This is a genomic window from Duganella paludis, assembly GCF_054461335.1.
In genome coordinates this window covers 3,770,331-3,785,819 of record NZ_CM136922.1, presented here as the reverse complement: position 1 = coordinate 3,785,819, position 15,489 = coordinate 3,770,331, and the positions used below count along the sequence as shown (strand labels likewise).

At 63.9% G+C, this 15,489-nt stretch carries 13 protein-coding genes, 1 tRNA gene and 1 pseudogene; 11 read left to right on the top strand and 4 right to left on the bottom strand.

Features of this window, described 5'->3' with window-relative positions; genetic code table 11:
* Positions 1 to 129 precede the first annotated feature (129 nt).
* From ACXZ1M_RS16750 to ACXZ1M_RS16735, 4 genes are all read left to right on the top strand, one after another.
* Complete coding sequence (locus ACXZ1M_RS16750) at positions 130 to 1,533, top strand: MFS transporter (protein WP_459048798.1); 1,404 nt, start codon at positions 130 to 132, stop codon at positions 1,531 to 1,533.
* Between the two features lie 72 nt (positions 1,534 to 1,605).
* Positions 1,606 to 3,969, top strand: a complete 2,364-nt coding sequence (locus ACXZ1M_RS16745; protein WP_459048797.1) for a S9 family peptidase — start codon at positions 1,606 to 1,608, stop codon at positions 3,967 to 3,969.
* A gap of 11 nt (positions 3,970 to 3,980) precedes the next feature.
* Complete coding sequence (locus ACXZ1M_RS16740) at positions 3,981 to 5,279, top strand: alpha-amylase family glycosyl hydrolase (RefSeq protein ID WP_459048796.1); 1,299 nt, start codon at positions 3,981 to 3,983, stop codon at positions 5,277 to 5,279.
* Positions 5,276 to 6,250 carry a DUF3616 domain-containing protein gene (locus tag ACXZ1M_RS16735; protein ID WP_459048795.1) on the top strand — a complete coding sequence of 325 codons (975 nt, stop codon included), beginning with the start codon at positions 5,276 to 5,278 and terminating at the stop codon, positions 6,248 to 6,250. The genes ACXZ1M_RS16740 and ACXZ1M_RS16735 overlap by 4 nt, the downstream gene beginning before the upstream one ends.
* Positions 6,251 to 6,253: 3 nt before the next feature.
* Here the strand turns inward: ACXZ1M_RS16735 and ACXZ1M_RS16730 are convergent, their stop codons facing one another.
* The gene (locus ACXZ1M_RS16730) at positions 6,254 to 7,654 is read right to left on the bottom strand and encodes a M20/M25/M40 family metallo-hydrolase (protein ID WP_459048794.1); all 1,401 of its coding nucleotides are present in this window, start codon (positions 7,652 to 7,654) and stop codon (positions 6,254 to 6,256) included.
* 123 nt (positions 7,655 to 7,777) lie between these two features.
* Between ACXZ1M_RS16730 and ACXZ1M_RS16725 the strand changes: the two genes are divergently transcribed.
* The 3 genes and pseudogenes from ACXZ1M_RS16725 to ACXZ1M_RS16715 all read left to right on the top strand — a co-directional run bounded on the left by ACXZ1M_RS16725 (position 7,778) and on the right by ACXZ1M_RS16715 (position 9,954).
* Positions 7,778 to 7,853 (top strand) — tRNA-Phe (locus ACXZ1M_RS16725).
* A gap of 229 nt (positions 7,854 to 8,082) precedes the next feature.
* Positions 8,083 to 9,465: pseudogene (locus ACXZ1M_RS16720) on the top strand (FAD-binding oxidoreductase); the annotation flags it as partial.
* Between the two features lie 45 nt (positions 9,466 to 9,510).
* Complete coding sequence (locus ACXZ1M_RS16715; RefSeq protein ID WP_459054029.1) at positions 9,511 to 9,954, top strand: nuclear transport factor 2 family protein; 444 nt, start codon at positions 9,511 to 9,513, stop codon at positions 9,952 to 9,954.
* A 60-nt stretch (positions 9,955 to 10,014) separates the two neighbouring features.
* On the opposite strand, the gene ACXZ1M_RS16710 is transcribed toward ACXZ1M_RS16715, so the two are convergent.
* A complete protein-coding gene (locus ACXZ1M_RS16710) occupies positions 10,015 to 10,557 on the bottom strand; it encodes a hypothetical protein (protein ID WP_459048793.1) in 543 nt (180 codons plus the stop codon).
* Between the two features lie 195 nt (positions 10,558 to 10,752).
* Between ACXZ1M_RS16710 and ACXZ1M_RS16705 the strand changes: the two genes are divergently transcribed.
* Positions 10,753 to 11,169, top strand: coding sequence for a YidB family protein (locus tag ACXZ1M_RS16705; protein WP_459048792.1), 417 nt, complete (start codon positions 10,753 to 10,755; stop codon positions 11,167 to 11,169).
* Between the two features lie 6 nt (positions 11,170 to 11,175).
* Here the strand turns inward: ACXZ1M_RS16705 and ACXZ1M_RS16700 are convergent, their stop codons facing one another.
* Together ACXZ1M_RS16700 and ACXZ1M_RS16695 are read right to left on the bottom strand one after the other, a co-directional pair.
* Positions 11,176 to 11,916 carry an anti-sigma factor gene (locus ACXZ1M_RS16700; protein ID WP_459048791.1) on the bottom strand — a complete coding sequence of 247 codons (741 nt, stop codon included), beginning with the start codon at positions 11,914 to 11,916 and terminating at the stop codon, positions 11,176 to 11,178.
* Positions 11,913 to 12,416, bottom strand: a complete 504-nt coding sequence (locus ACXZ1M_RS16695; protein WP_459048790.1) for an RNA polymerase sigma factor — start codon at positions 12,414 to 12,416, stop codon at positions 11,913 to 11,915. Before ACXZ1M_RS16695 ends, ACXZ1M_RS16700 begins: the two co-directional genes overlap by 4 nt.
* Positions 12,417 to 12,509: 93 nt before the next feature.
* On the opposite strand from ACXZ1M_RS16695, the gene ACXZ1M_RS16690 reads away from it, so the two are divergent.
* The 3 genes from ACXZ1M_RS16690 (at position 12,510) to ACXZ1M_RS16680 (ending at position 15,478) form a co-directional block, all read left to right on the top strand.
* On the top strand, positions 12,510 to 13,826 hold the full coding sequence (locus ACXZ1M_RS16690; RefSeq protein ID WP_459048789.1) for a S8 family serine peptidase: 1,317 nt from the start codon (positions 12,510 to 12,512) through the stop codon (positions 13,824 to 13,826).
* A 97-nt stretch (positions 13,827 to 13,923) separates the two neighbouring features.
* A complete protein-coding gene (locus ACXZ1M_RS16685; RefSeq protein ID WP_459048788.1) occupies positions 13,924 to 14,568 on the top strand; it encodes a hypothetical protein in 645 nt (214 codons plus the stop codon).
* A 154-nt stretch (positions 14,569 to 14,722) separates the two neighbouring features.
* A complete protein-coding gene (locus ACXZ1M_RS16680; protein WP_459048787.1) occupies positions 14,723 to 15,478 on the top strand; it encodes a substrate-binding periplasmic protein in 756 nt (251 codons plus the stop codon).
* Positions 15,479 to 15,489 lie beyond the last annotated feature (11 nt).

The following is a 15,489-nucleotide window of genomic DNA, read 5'->3' as shown; positions in this document are numbered from 1 at the left end:
ATTTTGCCGCGCATGACTCTAATGCTTGCCTAAGCCAAAACGGGCGGCTAATATCGGCCATATGCAGACCCATTCCGCCACCGACCTTGCACCGCTCGCTGTGCACCCGCTGCCGGGGAAGAAGGCATCATGAACCACGGCGCCAGGATATTGCATCTACGTGGCGCCGCCGGCATGGACGCCATCTATCGAAAAATCAGCTGGCGCCTGCTGCCGCTGCTGATGCTGTGCTACGCGGCGGCTTATCTGGACCGCGTCAACGTCGGCTACGCCAAGCTGCAGATGGGCGCCAGTCTCGATTTCAGCGAACACATTTACGTCATCGGCGCGGCCGTCTTCTTCATCGGCTACTGCCTGTGCGCCCTCCCCGCCAATCTGCTGCTTGAAAAAATCGGCGCGCGCAAAACCCTGCTGCGCCTGATGCTGGGCTGGGGCGCGACCAGCGCCGCCTGTGCCTTCGTGCGCGAGCCGCTGGAATTTTACGTGCTGCGCTTTCTGATCGGCGTGTTCGAAGCGGGTTTCTTCCCCGGCGTGATTCTCTACCTGACCTGGTGGTATCCGGCCGCGCGGCGCGCGCGCGTGTTTGCCATCTTCGCCGCCGCCGTGCTGCTGGCGGGCGTGCTGGCCGGCCCGCTATGCGGCGCCACGCTGCGCCACCTGCGCGATTACGGCGTGCTCGATGGCTGGCAATGGATGTTGGTGACGCAAGGCCTGCCCGTCGTGCTGCTCGGCGTATTCGCCTGGTTCTACCTCGACGACAAGCCGGACGACGCGCGCTGGCTGTCGTCCTTCGAACAGCAGATGGTCGAGCAGGACCTCGAACGCGACGAAGACGCGCTGCGCCCGGCCGGCGACCCGACGCACGAGGACAAGCAAGAACACGAGCCGCCCTCGCCGCTGGCCACCGTCTGGGCGCTGCTGCGCCAGCCATCCTTCGCCCTGCTGGCCGTGGCCAACCTGCTGCTGACCGGCGCCGGCTACGCGCTGGCGCACCGCGCGCCGCAGTTGATGCAGCACTGGAGCGCGGGCCAGCACATGGAGCTGGGCCTGCTGACCGCCATTCCCAACCTGGTCGGCGCCATCGGCATGGTCCTGATCTGCTACGACTCCGACCGCCGCCGCGAACGGCGCGGCCACTTCATCGCAAGCGTGGTGCTGACCGCCGGCGGCCTGGCGTTGGCCATGGCCGCCGACGACCTGCTGGCCTGGTCGCTGACCGGCCTGACGCTGGCGACGCTGGGCATGGCCGCCGCCATGCCGCTGCTGTTCGCCATCCTCAGCGCCATGCTCGACCGCCGCCGCGCCGCCACCGGCATCGCGCTGGTGACCAGCATCGGCCTGCTGGGCGGCGCCGCCGCGCCGGCGTTCAGCGAGCGCATGCTGCAATGGGGCGGCAGCGCCGGCATGCTGGCCGCGCTGACCGTGCTGTCGCTGGCAGCCGGCGCCATCCTGCTGTGGGCGTGGAAGCTGGCGCCACGCCGGGGCGGCCCCGACGCCGGCCATGGCCAATCCGACAAGATGGCTCGCAACTAGCTGTTGGGCTAGAATCTGGGACGCGCCGCGATCCGGCGCTCCTGTTCACCCAACCTACAAGCGAACCTACCGATGCGTTTTGTATTGCCTCTCCTAGCCGCCGCCGTCGCGGCCAGCGCCACGGCTGCCACCTCAGCGCCAACGCCCATCACCCTCGACCAGGCCATGGCCAATCCCGACTGGATCGGTAACCCGGTGGAATCCGCCTGGTGGGGCTGGGACAGCCGCCAGGTCTACTTCAAGCAAAAGCGCAGCGGCTCCGTGGTGCGCGACACCTGGCAGATCGCCGGCGCCGCCGCCAAGCGGGTCGAAGAAAAACAGCTGGCCAACCTCGATAGCGCGGACCTGGTCTACAACCGCGAACGCACGCGCGCCATCGTGCTGCGCAACGGCGACCTGTTCGAGCGCGACCTGAAGACCGGCGCGCTGACGCAAATCGTGCGCGGCACCACCCCGGCCGCCGACCCGCAATATGCAGCCGACGGCAACCACGTGCAATTCCGCTCGGGCAGCGACTGGTTCAGCTGGAGCCGCAGCGAGCGCTTGGTGTCGCCGGTCGCCCTGCTGCGTACCGCTAAAGATCCAGACGCCGCACCGGACGCCGACTTCCGCCGCGACATGCAGCTGCGCCTGATGTCCACGCTGGCGCGCCTCAAGCAGGAAAAGGATGAAACCCGCGACCAGCGCAACGCCGAGCGTGCCGCCGACGCCACCCGCGCGCCGCAGCCGATCTACCTGGGCGAAAAAGTCACCATCGAAACCAGCTCGCTGTCGCCGGACGGCCGCTACCTGCTGGTGGTTACCGCCGTCAAGGACGGCGACAAGCGCCGCGTCGGCAAGATGCCGCGCTACGTCACCGAATCGGGCTACGAAGAAACCGACGACGAGCGCAAGCGCGTGAGCGAAGCCGGCCCGCTGCAGCAGCAATTGAAGCTGATCGAAGTCGCCACCCGCAAGGTCACCGAACTGTCGCTGGACGACCTGCCCGGCATCAAGACCGACCCGCTGGCCGAGATGCGCGCCGCGCAAAAACTCGACGCCCTGAAAGGCAACCGCGCCGTGCGCTTTGAAGGCCGCGAGGAATCGATCCGCTGGAGCGCCAACGGCGCCCGCGTGGCCGTGATGGCGCAAGCCATCGACAACAAGGACCGCTGGATCGCCAGCGTCGACCTGGGCGCCGCCAAGCTACAGCCGCTGCACCGCCTGAGCGACACCGCCTGGGTCAACAACCGTGGCAACGACTTCGGCTGGCAGCCGGACAACAGCACCTTGTGGTTCGAATCGGAAGAAAGCGGCTACTCGCACCTGTACCTGCAAGCCGCCGACGGCAAAGCGCGCGCGCTGACCTCGGGCAAGTGGGAAGAATCGAACGTCACCTGGTCGGGCGACGGCCAGACCGCCTACTTCATGTGCAACCCGAAACTGCCGGGCACCTATGAAGTCTGCTCCACCAACACCAAGGACGGCGCGCTGAAAGAGCTGACCTCCCTGGGCGGCGTGGAAAGCTTCGCGCTGTCGCCGGACGGCCGCAAGCTGCTGGTGCGCTACTCCACCGCCTACATGCCGACGCAGATCGGCACCGTCGCCAGCACCGGCGGCGCCGTCACCCAACTGACCGACACCCGCAGCGCCGACTTCAAGGCACGCGAGTGGGTCCAGCCGGAGCTCGTCGCCGTGCCATCGACCCACGGCGCCGATCCGGTCTGGGCCAAGCTGTACCGCCCTGCCACGCTGGAACCGGGCAAGAAATATCCGGTCGTGATGTTCGTGCACGGCGCCGGCTACCTGCAAAACGTCACCAAGCGCTACCCGGTCTACTTCCGCGAGCAGATGTTCCACAACCTGCTGGTGGAAAAAGGCTACATCGTGCTGGACATGGACTACCGCGCCTCGCTGGGCTACGGCCGCAACTGGCGCACCGCCATCTACCGCCAGATGGGCCACCCGGAACTGGAAGACTACGTCGACGGTCTGAACTGGATGGTCGCCAATCACCAGGGTGATGCCAAGAATGTCGGCATCTACGGCGGTAGCTACGGCGGCTTCATGACCTTCATGGCGCTGCTGCGCGCACCGGAACAGTTCAAGGCCGGCGCGGCGCTGCGTCCCGTCACCGACTGGACCACCTACAACCACGAGTACACCGCCAACATTCTGAACTCGCCGGAGCTGGACCCGCAAGCCTACAAGGTATCGTCGCCGATCGAATACGCCGACAAACTGAAAGGCCATATCCTGATCGCCCACGGTATGATCGACGATAACGTGTTCTACCAGGATTCGGTGCGCATGGCCCAGCGCTTCATCGAACTGAAGAAGGATAACTGGGAACTGGCCTCGTATCCGCTGGAGCGCCACGGCTTCGTCCATCCGGAAGCGTGGTACGACGAATACCGCCGCATCTACCAGCTGTTTGAACGCACCCTGAAACAATAAACAGGAGAGTTATGAAAAAGCTTGCCGCCTCGCTGATACTGGCGACCTTGTTCACCGCCGCCCACGCCGAGCCGAAACACCCGGCCTGGTCGCGCAGTTCCAATGTGTATGAAGTCAACCTGCGCCAGTACAGCAAGGAAGGCACGCTGAACGCCTTCAGCGACGGCCTGCCGCGCCTCAAGGCTATGGGCGTGGACATCATCTGGCTGATGCCGATCCACCCCATCGGCCAGAAGAACATGAAAGGCACGCTGGGCAGCTACTACGCGGTGAAGGACTACAGCGCCGTCAATCCGGAATTCGGCAACCTCGACGACGTGCGCAAGCTGGTCAAGCAGGCGCACGCGCTGGGCATGCACGTGATCCTCGACTGGGTGGGCAACCACACGGCCTGGGACCATCCATGGGCCGAACAGCATCCGGACTGGTACAAGAAAAACGACAAGGGTGAAATCGCCTCCGTCAGCTTCAAGAACGGCGCCGGCGAAACCGAGGAATGGGCCGACGTCATCGGCCTCGATTACGGCAACAAGGAACTGTGGCCGGCCATGACGGCGGCGATGGCGTTCTGGGTCAAGGACGTGGGCGTGGACGGCTTCCGCGCCGACGCCGCCAGCATGGTGCCGACCGAATTCTGGAACCAGGCGCGCACCCAGCTGGACAAGATCAAGCCAGTGTTCATGCTGGCCGAAGCGGACGCCACCGACCTGCACGACAAAGCCTTCGACGCCAGCTACGACTGGACGCTGAACGGCATCATGAAGAAGATCGGCAAGGGCCAGGCCGGCGCCGCCGAACTGCGCGCCTACGTCAGCAGCCCCGCCAAGACCTACCCGCGCGACGCCTACCGCCTGCAATTCACCAGCAACCACGACATCAACTCGTGGGAAGGCACGGACAACGAACTGTACGGCCCGGCGCGCGGCGCCATGGCGGTGCTGAGCTACACCCTGCCCGGCATCCCGCTGATCTACAACGGCCAGGAAGCCAAGCTGGACAAGAAGCTGGCCTTCTTCGAGAAAGATCCGATCGACTGGAGCAACGAGGAGCTGGTGGGCTTCTACGCCGGCCTCAACACCTTGAAGAAACGCCACCCGTCGCTGTCCAACGGCACGGCCGGCGGCGCGGTGCAATTGCTGGAGGTCGGCAACGACCAGCTGTTCGCCTTCAAGCGCCAGCAAGGCGCGGACAATGTACGCGTCATCGTCAACCCCACCGGCCAGCTGCAGAAATACAAGCTGGCCGGCGACGAAGGCCAGGCCTACCTCAAGCCGTGGCGCTGGCGCATCGTCGTGCCGACCACGCCATGAGCGGCCCGCGCGGCATCGCCGGCGCCTCGCTGATGTGCGCCACCCTGCTGGCCGATGCCGCGCCGCTGGAGCACGCCGGCATCTGCAACGCCTCGGCCGCCGTCGCCGTCGGCGCCAACCGCTTCCTGGTGGCCGACGACGAGGACAACATCCTGCGCCTGTACGACAGCGAGCGCTCCGGCGCCGAGCTGGAACGCTACGACCTGTCGGCCATGCTGCAACTGGCCGGCCAAAAAGAGAAATGGGAAGTCGATATCGAAGGCGCGGCGCAGATCGGCCAGCGCGTCTACTGGATCGGCTCGCACGGCACCAACGCCGACGGCGAGGCACGGCCCAAGCGGCAGCAGATCTTCGCCACCGACCTGGGCGAAGCGCAAGGCAAGCTCACCGTCACCTGGGCGGGCCGCTACACCGGCTTGCTGGAGGCCATGAACGCCGTGCCCGGCATCGGCCGCAACACGCTGCTCGACGCCTCGAAACGCGTGCCGGAAAAGGACAATGGCGTCAGCATCGAGGCGCTGGCGGCCTCGCCGGACGGCCACCTGCTGATCGGCTTTCGCGGGCCGCTCATCGATGGCAAGGCGCTCATCATGACGCTGGAAAATCCGGCCACGCTCACCAGCCCAACGCCGGCGCCGCGCTTTGCCGCGCCGATCACGCTACAACTGGGCGGCAAGGGCATCCGCAGCATGGAATATGCGCCAGCGTTGAAAGCCTACCTGATCGTGGCCGGGCCGAATGGCGGCGCCGGCGACTTCAAGCTCTACGCATGGTCGGGCCAGGCATCGGCCGCGCCCGAGGCGCTGGCCTTCACCCTGCCTGCCGGCATGCGGCCGGAAGCCATGTTCGCGCGGGCTGACGGTGTGCGTTACACGCTGCTCAGCGACGACGGCGACGAATTCTGCAAAGACAAGAAAACGCCAGCCGCCCGCAAGAAGTTCCGCAGCTTCACCATCAGCATCAAGCCCTGAGGTTTACTCGGTGGCGAGGCGCTTGCCGAGGCGGTACAGGTATTCCTGACCGTCGTACAGCGACTTCACGCGGATGTGCTCGTTCAAGCCATGCGCGCCGCTGCCTTCAGGGCCATGGAACATGCCGCTGATGCCATAGGTCCAGATACCGGCGTTATTCAAGAAGCGGCCATCGGTGCCGCCGGTCGACATGGTCGGAATCACCGGCACGCCAGGCCACATATCGTTGCTGATCTCCTCCACCGCCTTGAGCAGCGCCGGCGTCATCGGCGGCATCGCGCCGTCCACGCCGTCGCCCACGCGGGTGATCTTGATCTTGTCATTGGCCACCACGCGCTGCAGCGTCGCCTGCACTTCGGCGATCGGCTCGCCCGGCAGGATGCGGCAGTTGACGGTGGCGCGGGCGCGCTGCGGCAGCGCGTTGTCGGCATGGCCGGCATCGACCTTGGTCGCCACGCAGGTGGTGCGCACGGTGGAATTGTGCACCGGGCTCACCGCGTACAGGCGATCGAGCGCGGCCTGGTCCGGCGGATCTTGCAGGATCGCCTTCATGTCCGCCGCCACCTGGCCTTTTTCAACCGTGGACATGCGCTCGTAGAAGGTGCGCGTCACCGGCGACAACTTGAACGGGAACGAGAACTGGCCCAGGCGCGACAAGCCTTCGGACAATTGGTAGATCGCATTGTCCTTCGGCGGCGCCGAGCTGTGGCCGCCCGGATTGGTCACCTCCAGCTGGAAACTCTGGTAAATCTTCTCGCCGGCCTGGATACCGTGACGCACCGGTTTGCCTTCCTTGTCCAGCAGGCCGCCGCCGCCTTCGTTCAGCACGATCTCCGCATCGACCAGCGCGCGGTGGTGGGTGACCAAGTACTCGGCGCCATCGAACTTGGACGGCACCAGCTCTTCATCGCAGGTCAGCGCCATGACGATGTCGCGCTTGAGCGGCAGCTTTTCTTTCTTGTACAGCAGCATATTGTTGACGAAGGACGACGCCATGGCCTTGTCGTCGGACGCGCCGCGCGCGTAAAACATGCCGTTTTCCTCGACCAGCTTGAACGGATCGCGCTCCCAGTCCTCGCGGTTGGCCTCGACCACATCGATATGGGCCAGCAACAGCAGTGGCTTCTTGCTGCCGTCGCCCTTCAGGCGCGCCACGAGGTTGCCTTTTTTCGGGCCGCCGGGCGGCACGATGATCTGTAGCTCGCTATCCTTGAAGCCGCCGGCTTTCAGGCGCTTGGCCATGCGTTCCGCAGCCACGGTGCAGGAGCCGACCGAATTGGTGGTATTGGTTTCCACCAGCTCCTGATAAATCGCCCGCATCTGCTTTTGCACCGGCGTCAACTCCGCGCCGTGCGCAGCGCCCGCCACTGCCAGTCCCGCCAACAACCAAGTTGCCTTCTTCATATCGTCCTTGTTCTGATGAGATTGCACAATCGGTCAAATTTATACCTCGACCATATTGCTGTCAATAAAATGGATTCAGGGACTTGCCAAACTATGGAAGTGGTCGCTATAATTGCGGCCCTTGGCCTGGTAGCTCAGTTGGTAGAGCAGAGGATTGAAAATCCTTGTGTCGGTGGTTCGATTCCGCCCCGGGCCACCAAGAACATACTTCACGCAACGCCCACTCCTGCCAGTGGGCGTTGTCGTTTCTGGGATACGCAGCCTTCGGCTCCGGTCCATCTCCGTGAGCGCCTGTGCTTGCGTGAACGCGCACCGGCTTCCTATCATGAATCACGCCCCACCAAATCTTGTCAGTGCTGGCTGCGCGTCGACAACCAAGCCTGGCCCAACGATTTTCTTCATCGTCAGCAGTCACTTGGAGATGCCCTATGAATACTGTAACGAACGATCAGCTCAATGAACTTCGAACCTCGCTTAGGGGACAACTATTCCAAGCCGGCGATGCGGACTATGACGCTGCGCGCACGATCTGGAATGGGATGATAGACCGCCGACCGGCCGTTGTCGTGCGTTGCGCGGGCACAGCCGACGTCCGCACCGCGCTGGCTTTTGCGCGCGACCATGGCTTGCGCCTTGCCGTGCGCAGCGGCGGCCACAACATCGCCGGCAGCGCGTTGTGCGACGATGGACTGGTGATCGATCTTTCGGCCATGAAGTCGGTCCAGATCGATCCGGCGCAGCGCAGCGCCTACGTCGAAAGCGGCGCCACGCTCCACGACTTCGATCACGAAGCGCAAGCCTACGGGCTGGCCACGCCGCTGGGGATCAACTCGACCACTGGCGTCGCGGGGTTGACGCTCGGCGGCGGATTCGGTTGGCTCAGCCGAACGCTGGGCCTGGCGGTGGACAATCTGCTGGCGGCAGACCTGATCACGGCCGACGGCCAGCGCCTGCACGTCAGCGCCACCGAACACCCCGAGCTATTCTGGGCGATACGGGGCGGTGGCGGCAACTTCGGCGTGGTCACCCGGTTTGAATTCCAACTGCATCCGGTCGGCCCCAGCATCACCGCCGGGTTGATCGTTTTCCCCTTGGCCCAGGCCAAGGCCGTCCTGGCGCAGTACCGCGCTTTCGTCGACCAGATGCCCGATGACCTGACGGTCTGGGCCGTCTTGCGCAAGGCGCCACCGCTCCCCTTCCTGCCGCCGGATGTGCATGGACAGGACGTGCTGGTGCTGCCCATCTTTTCGCGCCTGTCACCCGATGCCGTTCAAGATGCGATCGATCGCATCACCTGTTTCGGCGAGCCGCTGGGCATGCACGTCGGCGCCATGCCCTACCTCGCCTGGCAACAAATGTTCGACCCGCTGCTCACCCCGGGCGCACGCAACTACTGGAAATCGCATAACTTCACGCAGATTAGCGATCCGGCCATCGACACCGTCATCCGCTACGCCGGCGAGCTGCCGACGCCGCAATGCGAGATCTTCCTCGGGCTGCTGGGTGGGCAGGCCGGTCGGCCGGCATCCAGCGACATGGCCTATCCGCATCGCGATGCGCTGTACGTCTTGAACGTGCACACGCGCTGGGAAGATCCGGCCGACGACGCCCGCTGCATCCAATGGGCACGCGACTTTTTCAGCGCCGCCGCGCCCTATGCCACCGGCAGCGTCTATGTCAATTTCCTGACCCAGGATGAGAGCGAGCGCACCGCCGATGCGTATGGCGCCAACTATCAGCGCCTGGCGCAGATAAAGCAACAATACGATCCCGACAATCTGTTCCGCACCAACCAGAACATCCGCCCGGCTCCGCCGTCGGCGGCCACCGGTCAACCGATATCATCTGGAGGCATCATGAACACGCAGCAAAACAAGCAAGTGGTGGCGGAAGGCTACCAGGATTTCCAAAGCGGCAATATCCAGCAATTGCTGGACCGCTATCACGACGACGCCGAATGGAGCACGCCGGAATCAGACGTGGTGCCTTTTTCCGGCAACTTCCATGGCAAGTCAGGCATCGCCGAATTCTTCGCCAAGCTCAACGACTCCGTGCAGCCCCTCCGGTTTGAACCCAAACAGTTCATCGCCGAGGGCGATAGGGTGGTCGTCACTGGCGATGCGAGCTGGCTAGCCAAGCCAAGCGGCCGCACCTACGACAGCCCTTGGGTTCATGTGTTCACTTTGCGCGACGGCAAGGTGGCACGGTTTGAGGCGTATTACGACACGGCGGCAAGCGAACGGGCGTTCCAGCCGGGGCAGACGGGCCGCCCATCGGCCGCCACCGAGATACATCATTGAGCTCAAGGATTGAAAATCCTTGTGTTTGCAATACAGCGATCACCGACGCGCGATGCGGGGTCACTTTCCCGGCGCATCCAGGTAGAAGATGGCGTAGACCTTGGCACCGGATTTTTCGGTCGGTTTCTCAATCTGAATCTGCGCGCAGTCTTCAGCCACCAAGCTGCGCCAGTTGGCGATGCCCGCATTGGCGAACACTGAATTGACCTTGCACGCCAGGCTCATGTCGAGCGCCAGGCGGGCGTTACGCTGCTCTGGCTTGGCGTAATTGACGCCGCGGATCTCGATGCCGAAAGCGCTCATCCACGGCTCCCACAAACCCAGCTCCACGCCTTGCACAATGCGTCCCAACATGACCTCCAGCGACTGGCCCTTTTTCACGACTGCACGCAGCAATTGCAGCGACGGCGCCGTGCGCATGTCGGTACTTTGCTTGCCCGCACCGGCGGCGGCGATCGCTGCCAACTCCTTCGAAAAGGCGGCGTCACGTTCGGTGTAGTCACGCATACGGTTGTAGAACTCTGCGTTCAGGAAGGGGTTTCCCACCCGCCCGGCGGGCGCCTCGGCTGGCTGTTTGGAAGGAGGCTGTTTTTTGTTGGTCATGGCAGAGCCTTTGGAGTGTAAGGGCGCAGTGTATCACCCCACGCCCTGGCGTTTTTGTTTGCGTTCTTCAGTTAGTTGATCCCCCGGCGCCGAAGCGCCTCGTAAAATCGGCAAGCGAGTGCTTGTGCCCTACTTGCAGGTCGAAGTAGTATGGGTATGTCACCGTTTTCCAACCACCACCACCGGGAGCACAAGATGGGACTACTAGATCAACTGGCAGGACAAGTCATCGGTTCACTAGGCGCGCAGAAGCAGGATCCCGTGTCGCAAACCGATTTGCTCGGCGGCGTGATGAACTTGATCAACAGCGCTGGCGGCGTGCAAGGGCTGTTGCAGCAGCTGCAATCCAGTGGCATCGCGGATCAAGTGATGTCATGGATAAGTACCGGAGAGAACCAACCGGTGTCCGGAAACCAGATCTCGGAGGCCTTGGGCGCGGAACAGATAACGCAGATCGCCCAGCACGCCGGGGTTGAACCCGAACACGCGGCGACAGGACTGGCCCAGTTGCTGCCTCAAATCATCGACAAACTCACACCGGATGGCCAGGTGCCGCAAAACGAATTGCTGGCGCAAGGCCTGAACCTTCTGCGCGGAAAACTTTTCGGCTGATACTTTTCAGCGTTGCCACCCCTTGGTTCGGGCGAGTTGTTCGGCTGGGGCATCGAGCGTCTGGCCGGCGATGCGCGCATCGATGGCGTCGCTGACGGCGGGCGGCATGGCGCTGCCTGCTTGCTGGTAGGCGCCACCGGCCTGCTTGTCGGCCTGCGTCATCACGGGCAATTGCCAGCGATTGCCCTGGCGGCAAGCCAGGCCGGCACCCTGCCCCATGATGAAGCTGCGGCAGTAATGTCCGTCGCTGCCGACAAAGCTCACACCGATGCGTATCCCCTGCGCCGACGGACCTGCAGCGGCAAGTTGCTCCGACAAGGCGGTCGCCAGCACCCCGTCCGCATACAGCGCACCATCCACACCGGCGATCGATGCCGGCGCCTCGCCGCCCTTCAAGCTCAGGCTGCCGACGCTGCCGGCCAGCACGCCCACCAGCAAGGTCGCGGCCATGGCGCCCCATTCCGGCCATGCCCAGCGCCGGGGCGGCGCAACGGAATTCAACCGGGCTGCGCGCGCCGCCCCCAGGTCGACCACACCGGCCGCCGCCGCGTTCAGGCGTGCCGGCACCGGCTCGTCGAGAATCGGGGCGAAAGCGGCGAACACGTCGCCGCGCAAGGCCTGGTGTTGGCGCACGCGGGCAGCCAGCTCGGCGTCGGCGGCAATCGCCAGGGCGACGGCGGCGCCGGCCTCTTCATCGAGCTCGCCATCGGCGTAGGCCATCAAGGTTTCATCGGAAATACTGTTCATGCCTTCCTCGTTTGATCGGATAAAGACGCTTGCAACGCTGCGCGCGCACGCGCCAGACGGCTCATCAACGTGCCCAAGGGTAAATCCAACACATCTGCGGCCTCCTGATACGCCATGCCGTCCACCAGCACCAGGCCGACCACCATCCGATGGTCTTCCGAGAGCAGGCTGATGGCCTGCTGGATGGCCATGCGCTGCTGGTGGGCTTCGGCAAAGCCGTCGCCGACATGCTCACCCGCCTCCTCCGGCGCAAAAATATTGTCGCGCCGGATGCGCGCACGCACCTCGTCGATCCAGGCGTTCTTCATGATGCGGAACATCCAGCTGTCCAGCCGCGTGCCCGGCTCCCACTGCATACTGCGGTTCAGCGCCCGCTCGACAGCGACCTGAACCAGATCGTCGGCATCCTCGCGGTTATATACAATGGTGCGGGCGAAGCGGCGCAGCCTTGGCAGCAGGTCGGCGATTTCGCCGTGAAGCGGAGTAGCGGCAGAAGTCATCGTAGTTATAGAACGTTTCGCGGTGGGACTTTAATCCCTGTCTCAGACGTTTTACCCTATAGAAATTTCAAACCATTATATGGCCAAGCCCGTATGAAACCCTATCCCTTCTCCCTGTGTATGTTGCTGCTGCTCGGCGCGGCGCCGGCGCAGGCCCAGTTGCGCCTGCCATCATTGAACCTGCCCTTGCCGCAGACGCAGGGCTTGATCGGCACCGACACGCTGCGCGACCGTGGCGCGCGCCTGCTGGCCGGGGTCGATACGCGCGCATTGGGTGATCTGCGCCTGCTGCAGGTGAACGAGCTGCTGCGCCGCCACCGCGACGTGCTGGAACCGGACCTGCGCGGCGAGCCGGTGGTGCGCAGCCAGATTCTGGCCTGGTCGCCCAGTCCGGCCAGCCTGCAGGCCGCCGAGGCGGCAGGGCTGAAGGTCATCAAGGTCAGCGCATTGGACGATCTGGGCGAGACCATCGTCGTGCTGGAGGTGCCGGCCGGCATCAGCACCACCGCCATGCTGGAACAATTGCGCGCACTTGATCCGGACGGCCAGTATGACTTCAACCACGTCTATACCGCCAGCGCCTCCCGGCCCCAAGCGCTGTCGGCGCCGGGCAGTACCCCGGCCTCGCCCGCTCCGCCCCCGCAACAGGCCGCGCGCATTGGCCTCATCGATGGCGGCGTGGCCGACAACCACCCGGTCTTTAGCGAAGCGACGATCACGCGCTGGGGCTGCGAGGGCAAAGTGGTTGCCGATGCGCACGGCACGGCGGTGGCGGCCCTGATGGTCGGCCACTCGCCCCGCTTTCGCGGCGTGGCGCCGGATGCGGCACTGTACGCGGCCGATGTATATTGCCAATCGCCGGTCGGCGGCGCGGTCGAACGCATCGCCGCAGCGTTTGGCTGGCTGGCCAGACAACAAGTCGCCGTGATTAATATCAGCCTGGTCGGCCCGCCGAACCTGATGCTTGAGCGCACCGTTGCTGCGCTGGTGCGGCGGGGCCATGTGCTGGTGGCGGCAGTGGGCAACGACGGCCCGGCCGCCGCGCCGCTGTATCCGGCCAGCTATCCGGGCGTGGTCGGGGTGAGCGGCGTCGACCGCAATGGCCGGCCCTTGCCGGAAGCGGCGCGCGGACCGCAGGTGATGTTTGCCGCGCCGGGCAATCAGATGGTGAGCGCGGCCCTGGGCAGCCCGCCGTACCGCGTGGTGCGTGGCACCTCCTTTGCCGCGCCCATCGTCGCAGCGATGCTGGCCGGCGAGCTGGGCAAGCCAGAGCCGCAGGCCGCAAGGCAGGCGATCGACACGCTGGCGCGGCAGGCGACCGGCGTGCCGGCGAATGGCGCCAGCAATGAAATCGGACGCGGCGTGCTCGGGGCCGCGTTCCGCAATGATCCATCCGCCTTCCGCGATTGAAAAAATATTTTTGCGAGCATGGATTAACCGGCGTCGCCCGAGCGTTCTCCTTGTAAGCACTGCAGATTGTCTGCGGTAATCAACAAGGAGAACGAACATGAAAGCCATCTACATCGCCAAGCAACTGACCCTGATCGCCACCATCGGTCTGGCCTTCTCAGCCCACGCCCAATTGCTCGGCGGCCGTGGCGGCCCCATCGGCGGCATGATCGGCGGCAGTGGCGCCGGCAGCTTCGGCGGCATGGGCCGGCTGGATCAGGCGACCCAGATGTCGGGACGCGGCGGCATCATGGGCGACGCCAATGGCGCCGCCGAGATCACCCGTAACAGCGTACGCAAATCGGCCAGCACCAGCGGTGACACCACCGCTGGCGGTGCAACAAGCAGCGCTGGAGCATCGGGCAACGGCAGCGGCAGCGCCGGCCTGGGCCTGGAGACGAGCGGTGGAGCGGGCGCACTCGGCAGCGCCGGGCAGGCTGCCGGCAGCGCGGCGCAAGCCACGCGCCAGGGTGCGCGCACGCAGGCGGAAACCACCCGCTCCTTCGCCCAGGCAAGCGGCGCGAATGCCCAAGACACCGTCGGCCAGACGAATGCCGCCGGCAATGCGCGCCAGATCGCCAGTGCGGCGCGTGCCACCTCCGTCCAGCCGCAGTTGACGGCAAACGGCAATGGCGCGACCCAGGGTACGGCGAGTGGCAACACCGCCGGCAACAACGACGCCGGCACAAAAAAGGCCGAATAGCCATTGAATAGCAAAAAAGGAGTGCCCGGGATTTCTTCCCTGGGTGCTCCAAGCTGAGGGCTTGATAAACCAAAAAGCCGCAGCGATGGTGTCCTGACGCGCCAGAAGGTATAAAATCAAGACCGGCTCCCGCCAGGAAATAGAAAGTCATCACATGATGCTCGGTCGACGAATTGCCCTGGCCGCATTGGTCTTTGCAGTAACAACCAACTCGCGTGCAGAGCCGCTACGTATTCTCACCACGGAAGTCCCGCCGCTTGCCTTCATAAAGGATGGAAAAATAAGCGGTTTCTGTGTGGAGATTGTCGATGAAATTCAACGTCGCCTGGGCCGCGATTTTTCGATCGAAGTACTGCCCTGGGCGCGTGCGTATAGACTAGCGCAAGAGGGACGCAACACGGTACTCGTATGTCCCAAGCGATCCCTGGAGCGAGAGCAGCTGTTTCACTGGGTGGGTCCGCTACTCACTGCAAAGACGGCCATTTATACCAAAGCTGAATCTCATCTTACTCTTCACCGGCTTGAAGATGCCAAACAGCTTTCGACCATACTTGTGCTCCGTGAGTCGTACTCCCATCACCATCTCTCAGCAAATGGTTTCCAAAATCTTTATCCGGTCAAAGATCCCAAAAGCATGCTCCACATGCTGACGGCAGATCGAGCGCCGGCCATGGTCCTTGAAAGCATTCAGCTCGATGCCTTGTTGCGGGAGGAGGCAATCCCCAAGAGCACAGTGGTACCCATTTTAACCGTACAATCGCCATCCAGCTTTCTCGCTTTTTCTCTAGACGTTCCGGATACAATTGTTAAGCAGTGGCAAGCGACTTTAGATTCGATAAAAAAAGATGGCAGTTACTCCAGAATTCATGAAAAATGGTTTTCTGTATCAAATGGAAGCAACAAGCCATAATATCCACTTGC

Excerpts from the sequence above, each read along its gene's own strand:
- ACXZ1M_RS16700 (WP_459048791.1), bottom strand. The coding sequence starts at position 11,916 with ATGAACAGTATTTCCGATGAAACCTTGATGGCCTACGCCGATGGCGAG.
- ACXZ1M_RS16730 (WP_459048794.1), bottom strand. The coding sequence starts at position 7,654 with ATGAAGAAGGCAACTTGGTTGTTGGCGGGACTGGCAGTGGCGGGCGCT.
- ACXZ1M_RS16680 (WP_459048787.1), top strand. The coding sequence starts at position 14,723 with ATGATGCTCGGTCGACGAATTGCCCTGGCCGCATTGGTCTTTGCAGTA.
- ACXZ1M_RS16705 (WP_459048792.1), top strand. The coding sequence starts at position 10,753 with ATGGGACTACTAGATCAACTGGCAGGACAAGTCATCGGTTCACTAGGC.
- ACXZ1M_RS16685 (WP_459048788.1), top strand. The coding sequence starts at position 13,924 with ATGAAAGCCATCTACATCGCCAAGCAACTGACCCTGATCGCCACCATC.
- ACXZ1M_RS16715 (WP_459054029.1), top strand. The coding sequence starts at position 9,511 with ATGAACACGCAGCAAAACAAGCAAGTGGTGGCGGAAGGCTACCAGGAT.
- ACXZ1M_RS16695 (WP_459048790.1), bottom strand. The coding sequence starts at position 12,416 with ATGACTTCTGCCGCTACTCCGCTTCACGGCGAAATCGCCGACCTGCTG.
- ACXZ1M_RS16740 (WP_459048796.1), top strand. The coding sequence starts at position 3,981 with ATGAAAAAGCTTGCCGCCTCGCTGATACTGGCGACCTTGTTCACCGCC.
- ACXZ1M_RS16690 (WP_459048789.1), top strand. The coding sequence starts at position 12,510 with ATGAAACCCTATCCCTTCTCCCTGTGTATGTTGCTGCTGCTCGGCGCG.
- ACXZ1M_RS16745 (WP_459048797.1), top strand. The coding sequence starts at position 1,606 with ATGCGTTTTGTATTGCCTCTCCTAGCCGCCGCCGTCGCGGCCAGCGCC.
- ACXZ1M_RS16750 (WP_459048798.1), top strand. The coding sequence starts at position 130 with ATGAACCACGGCGCCAGGATATTGCATCTACGTGGCGCCGCCGGCATG.
- ACXZ1M_RS16735 (WP_459048795.1), top strand. The coding sequence starts at position 5,276 with ATGAGCGGCCCGCGCGGCATCGCCGGCGCCTCGCTGATGTGCGCCACC.
- ACXZ1M_RS16710 (WP_459048793.1), bottom strand. The coding sequence starts at position 10,557 with ATGACCAACAAAAAACAGCCTCCTTCCAAACAGCCAGCCGAGGCGCCC.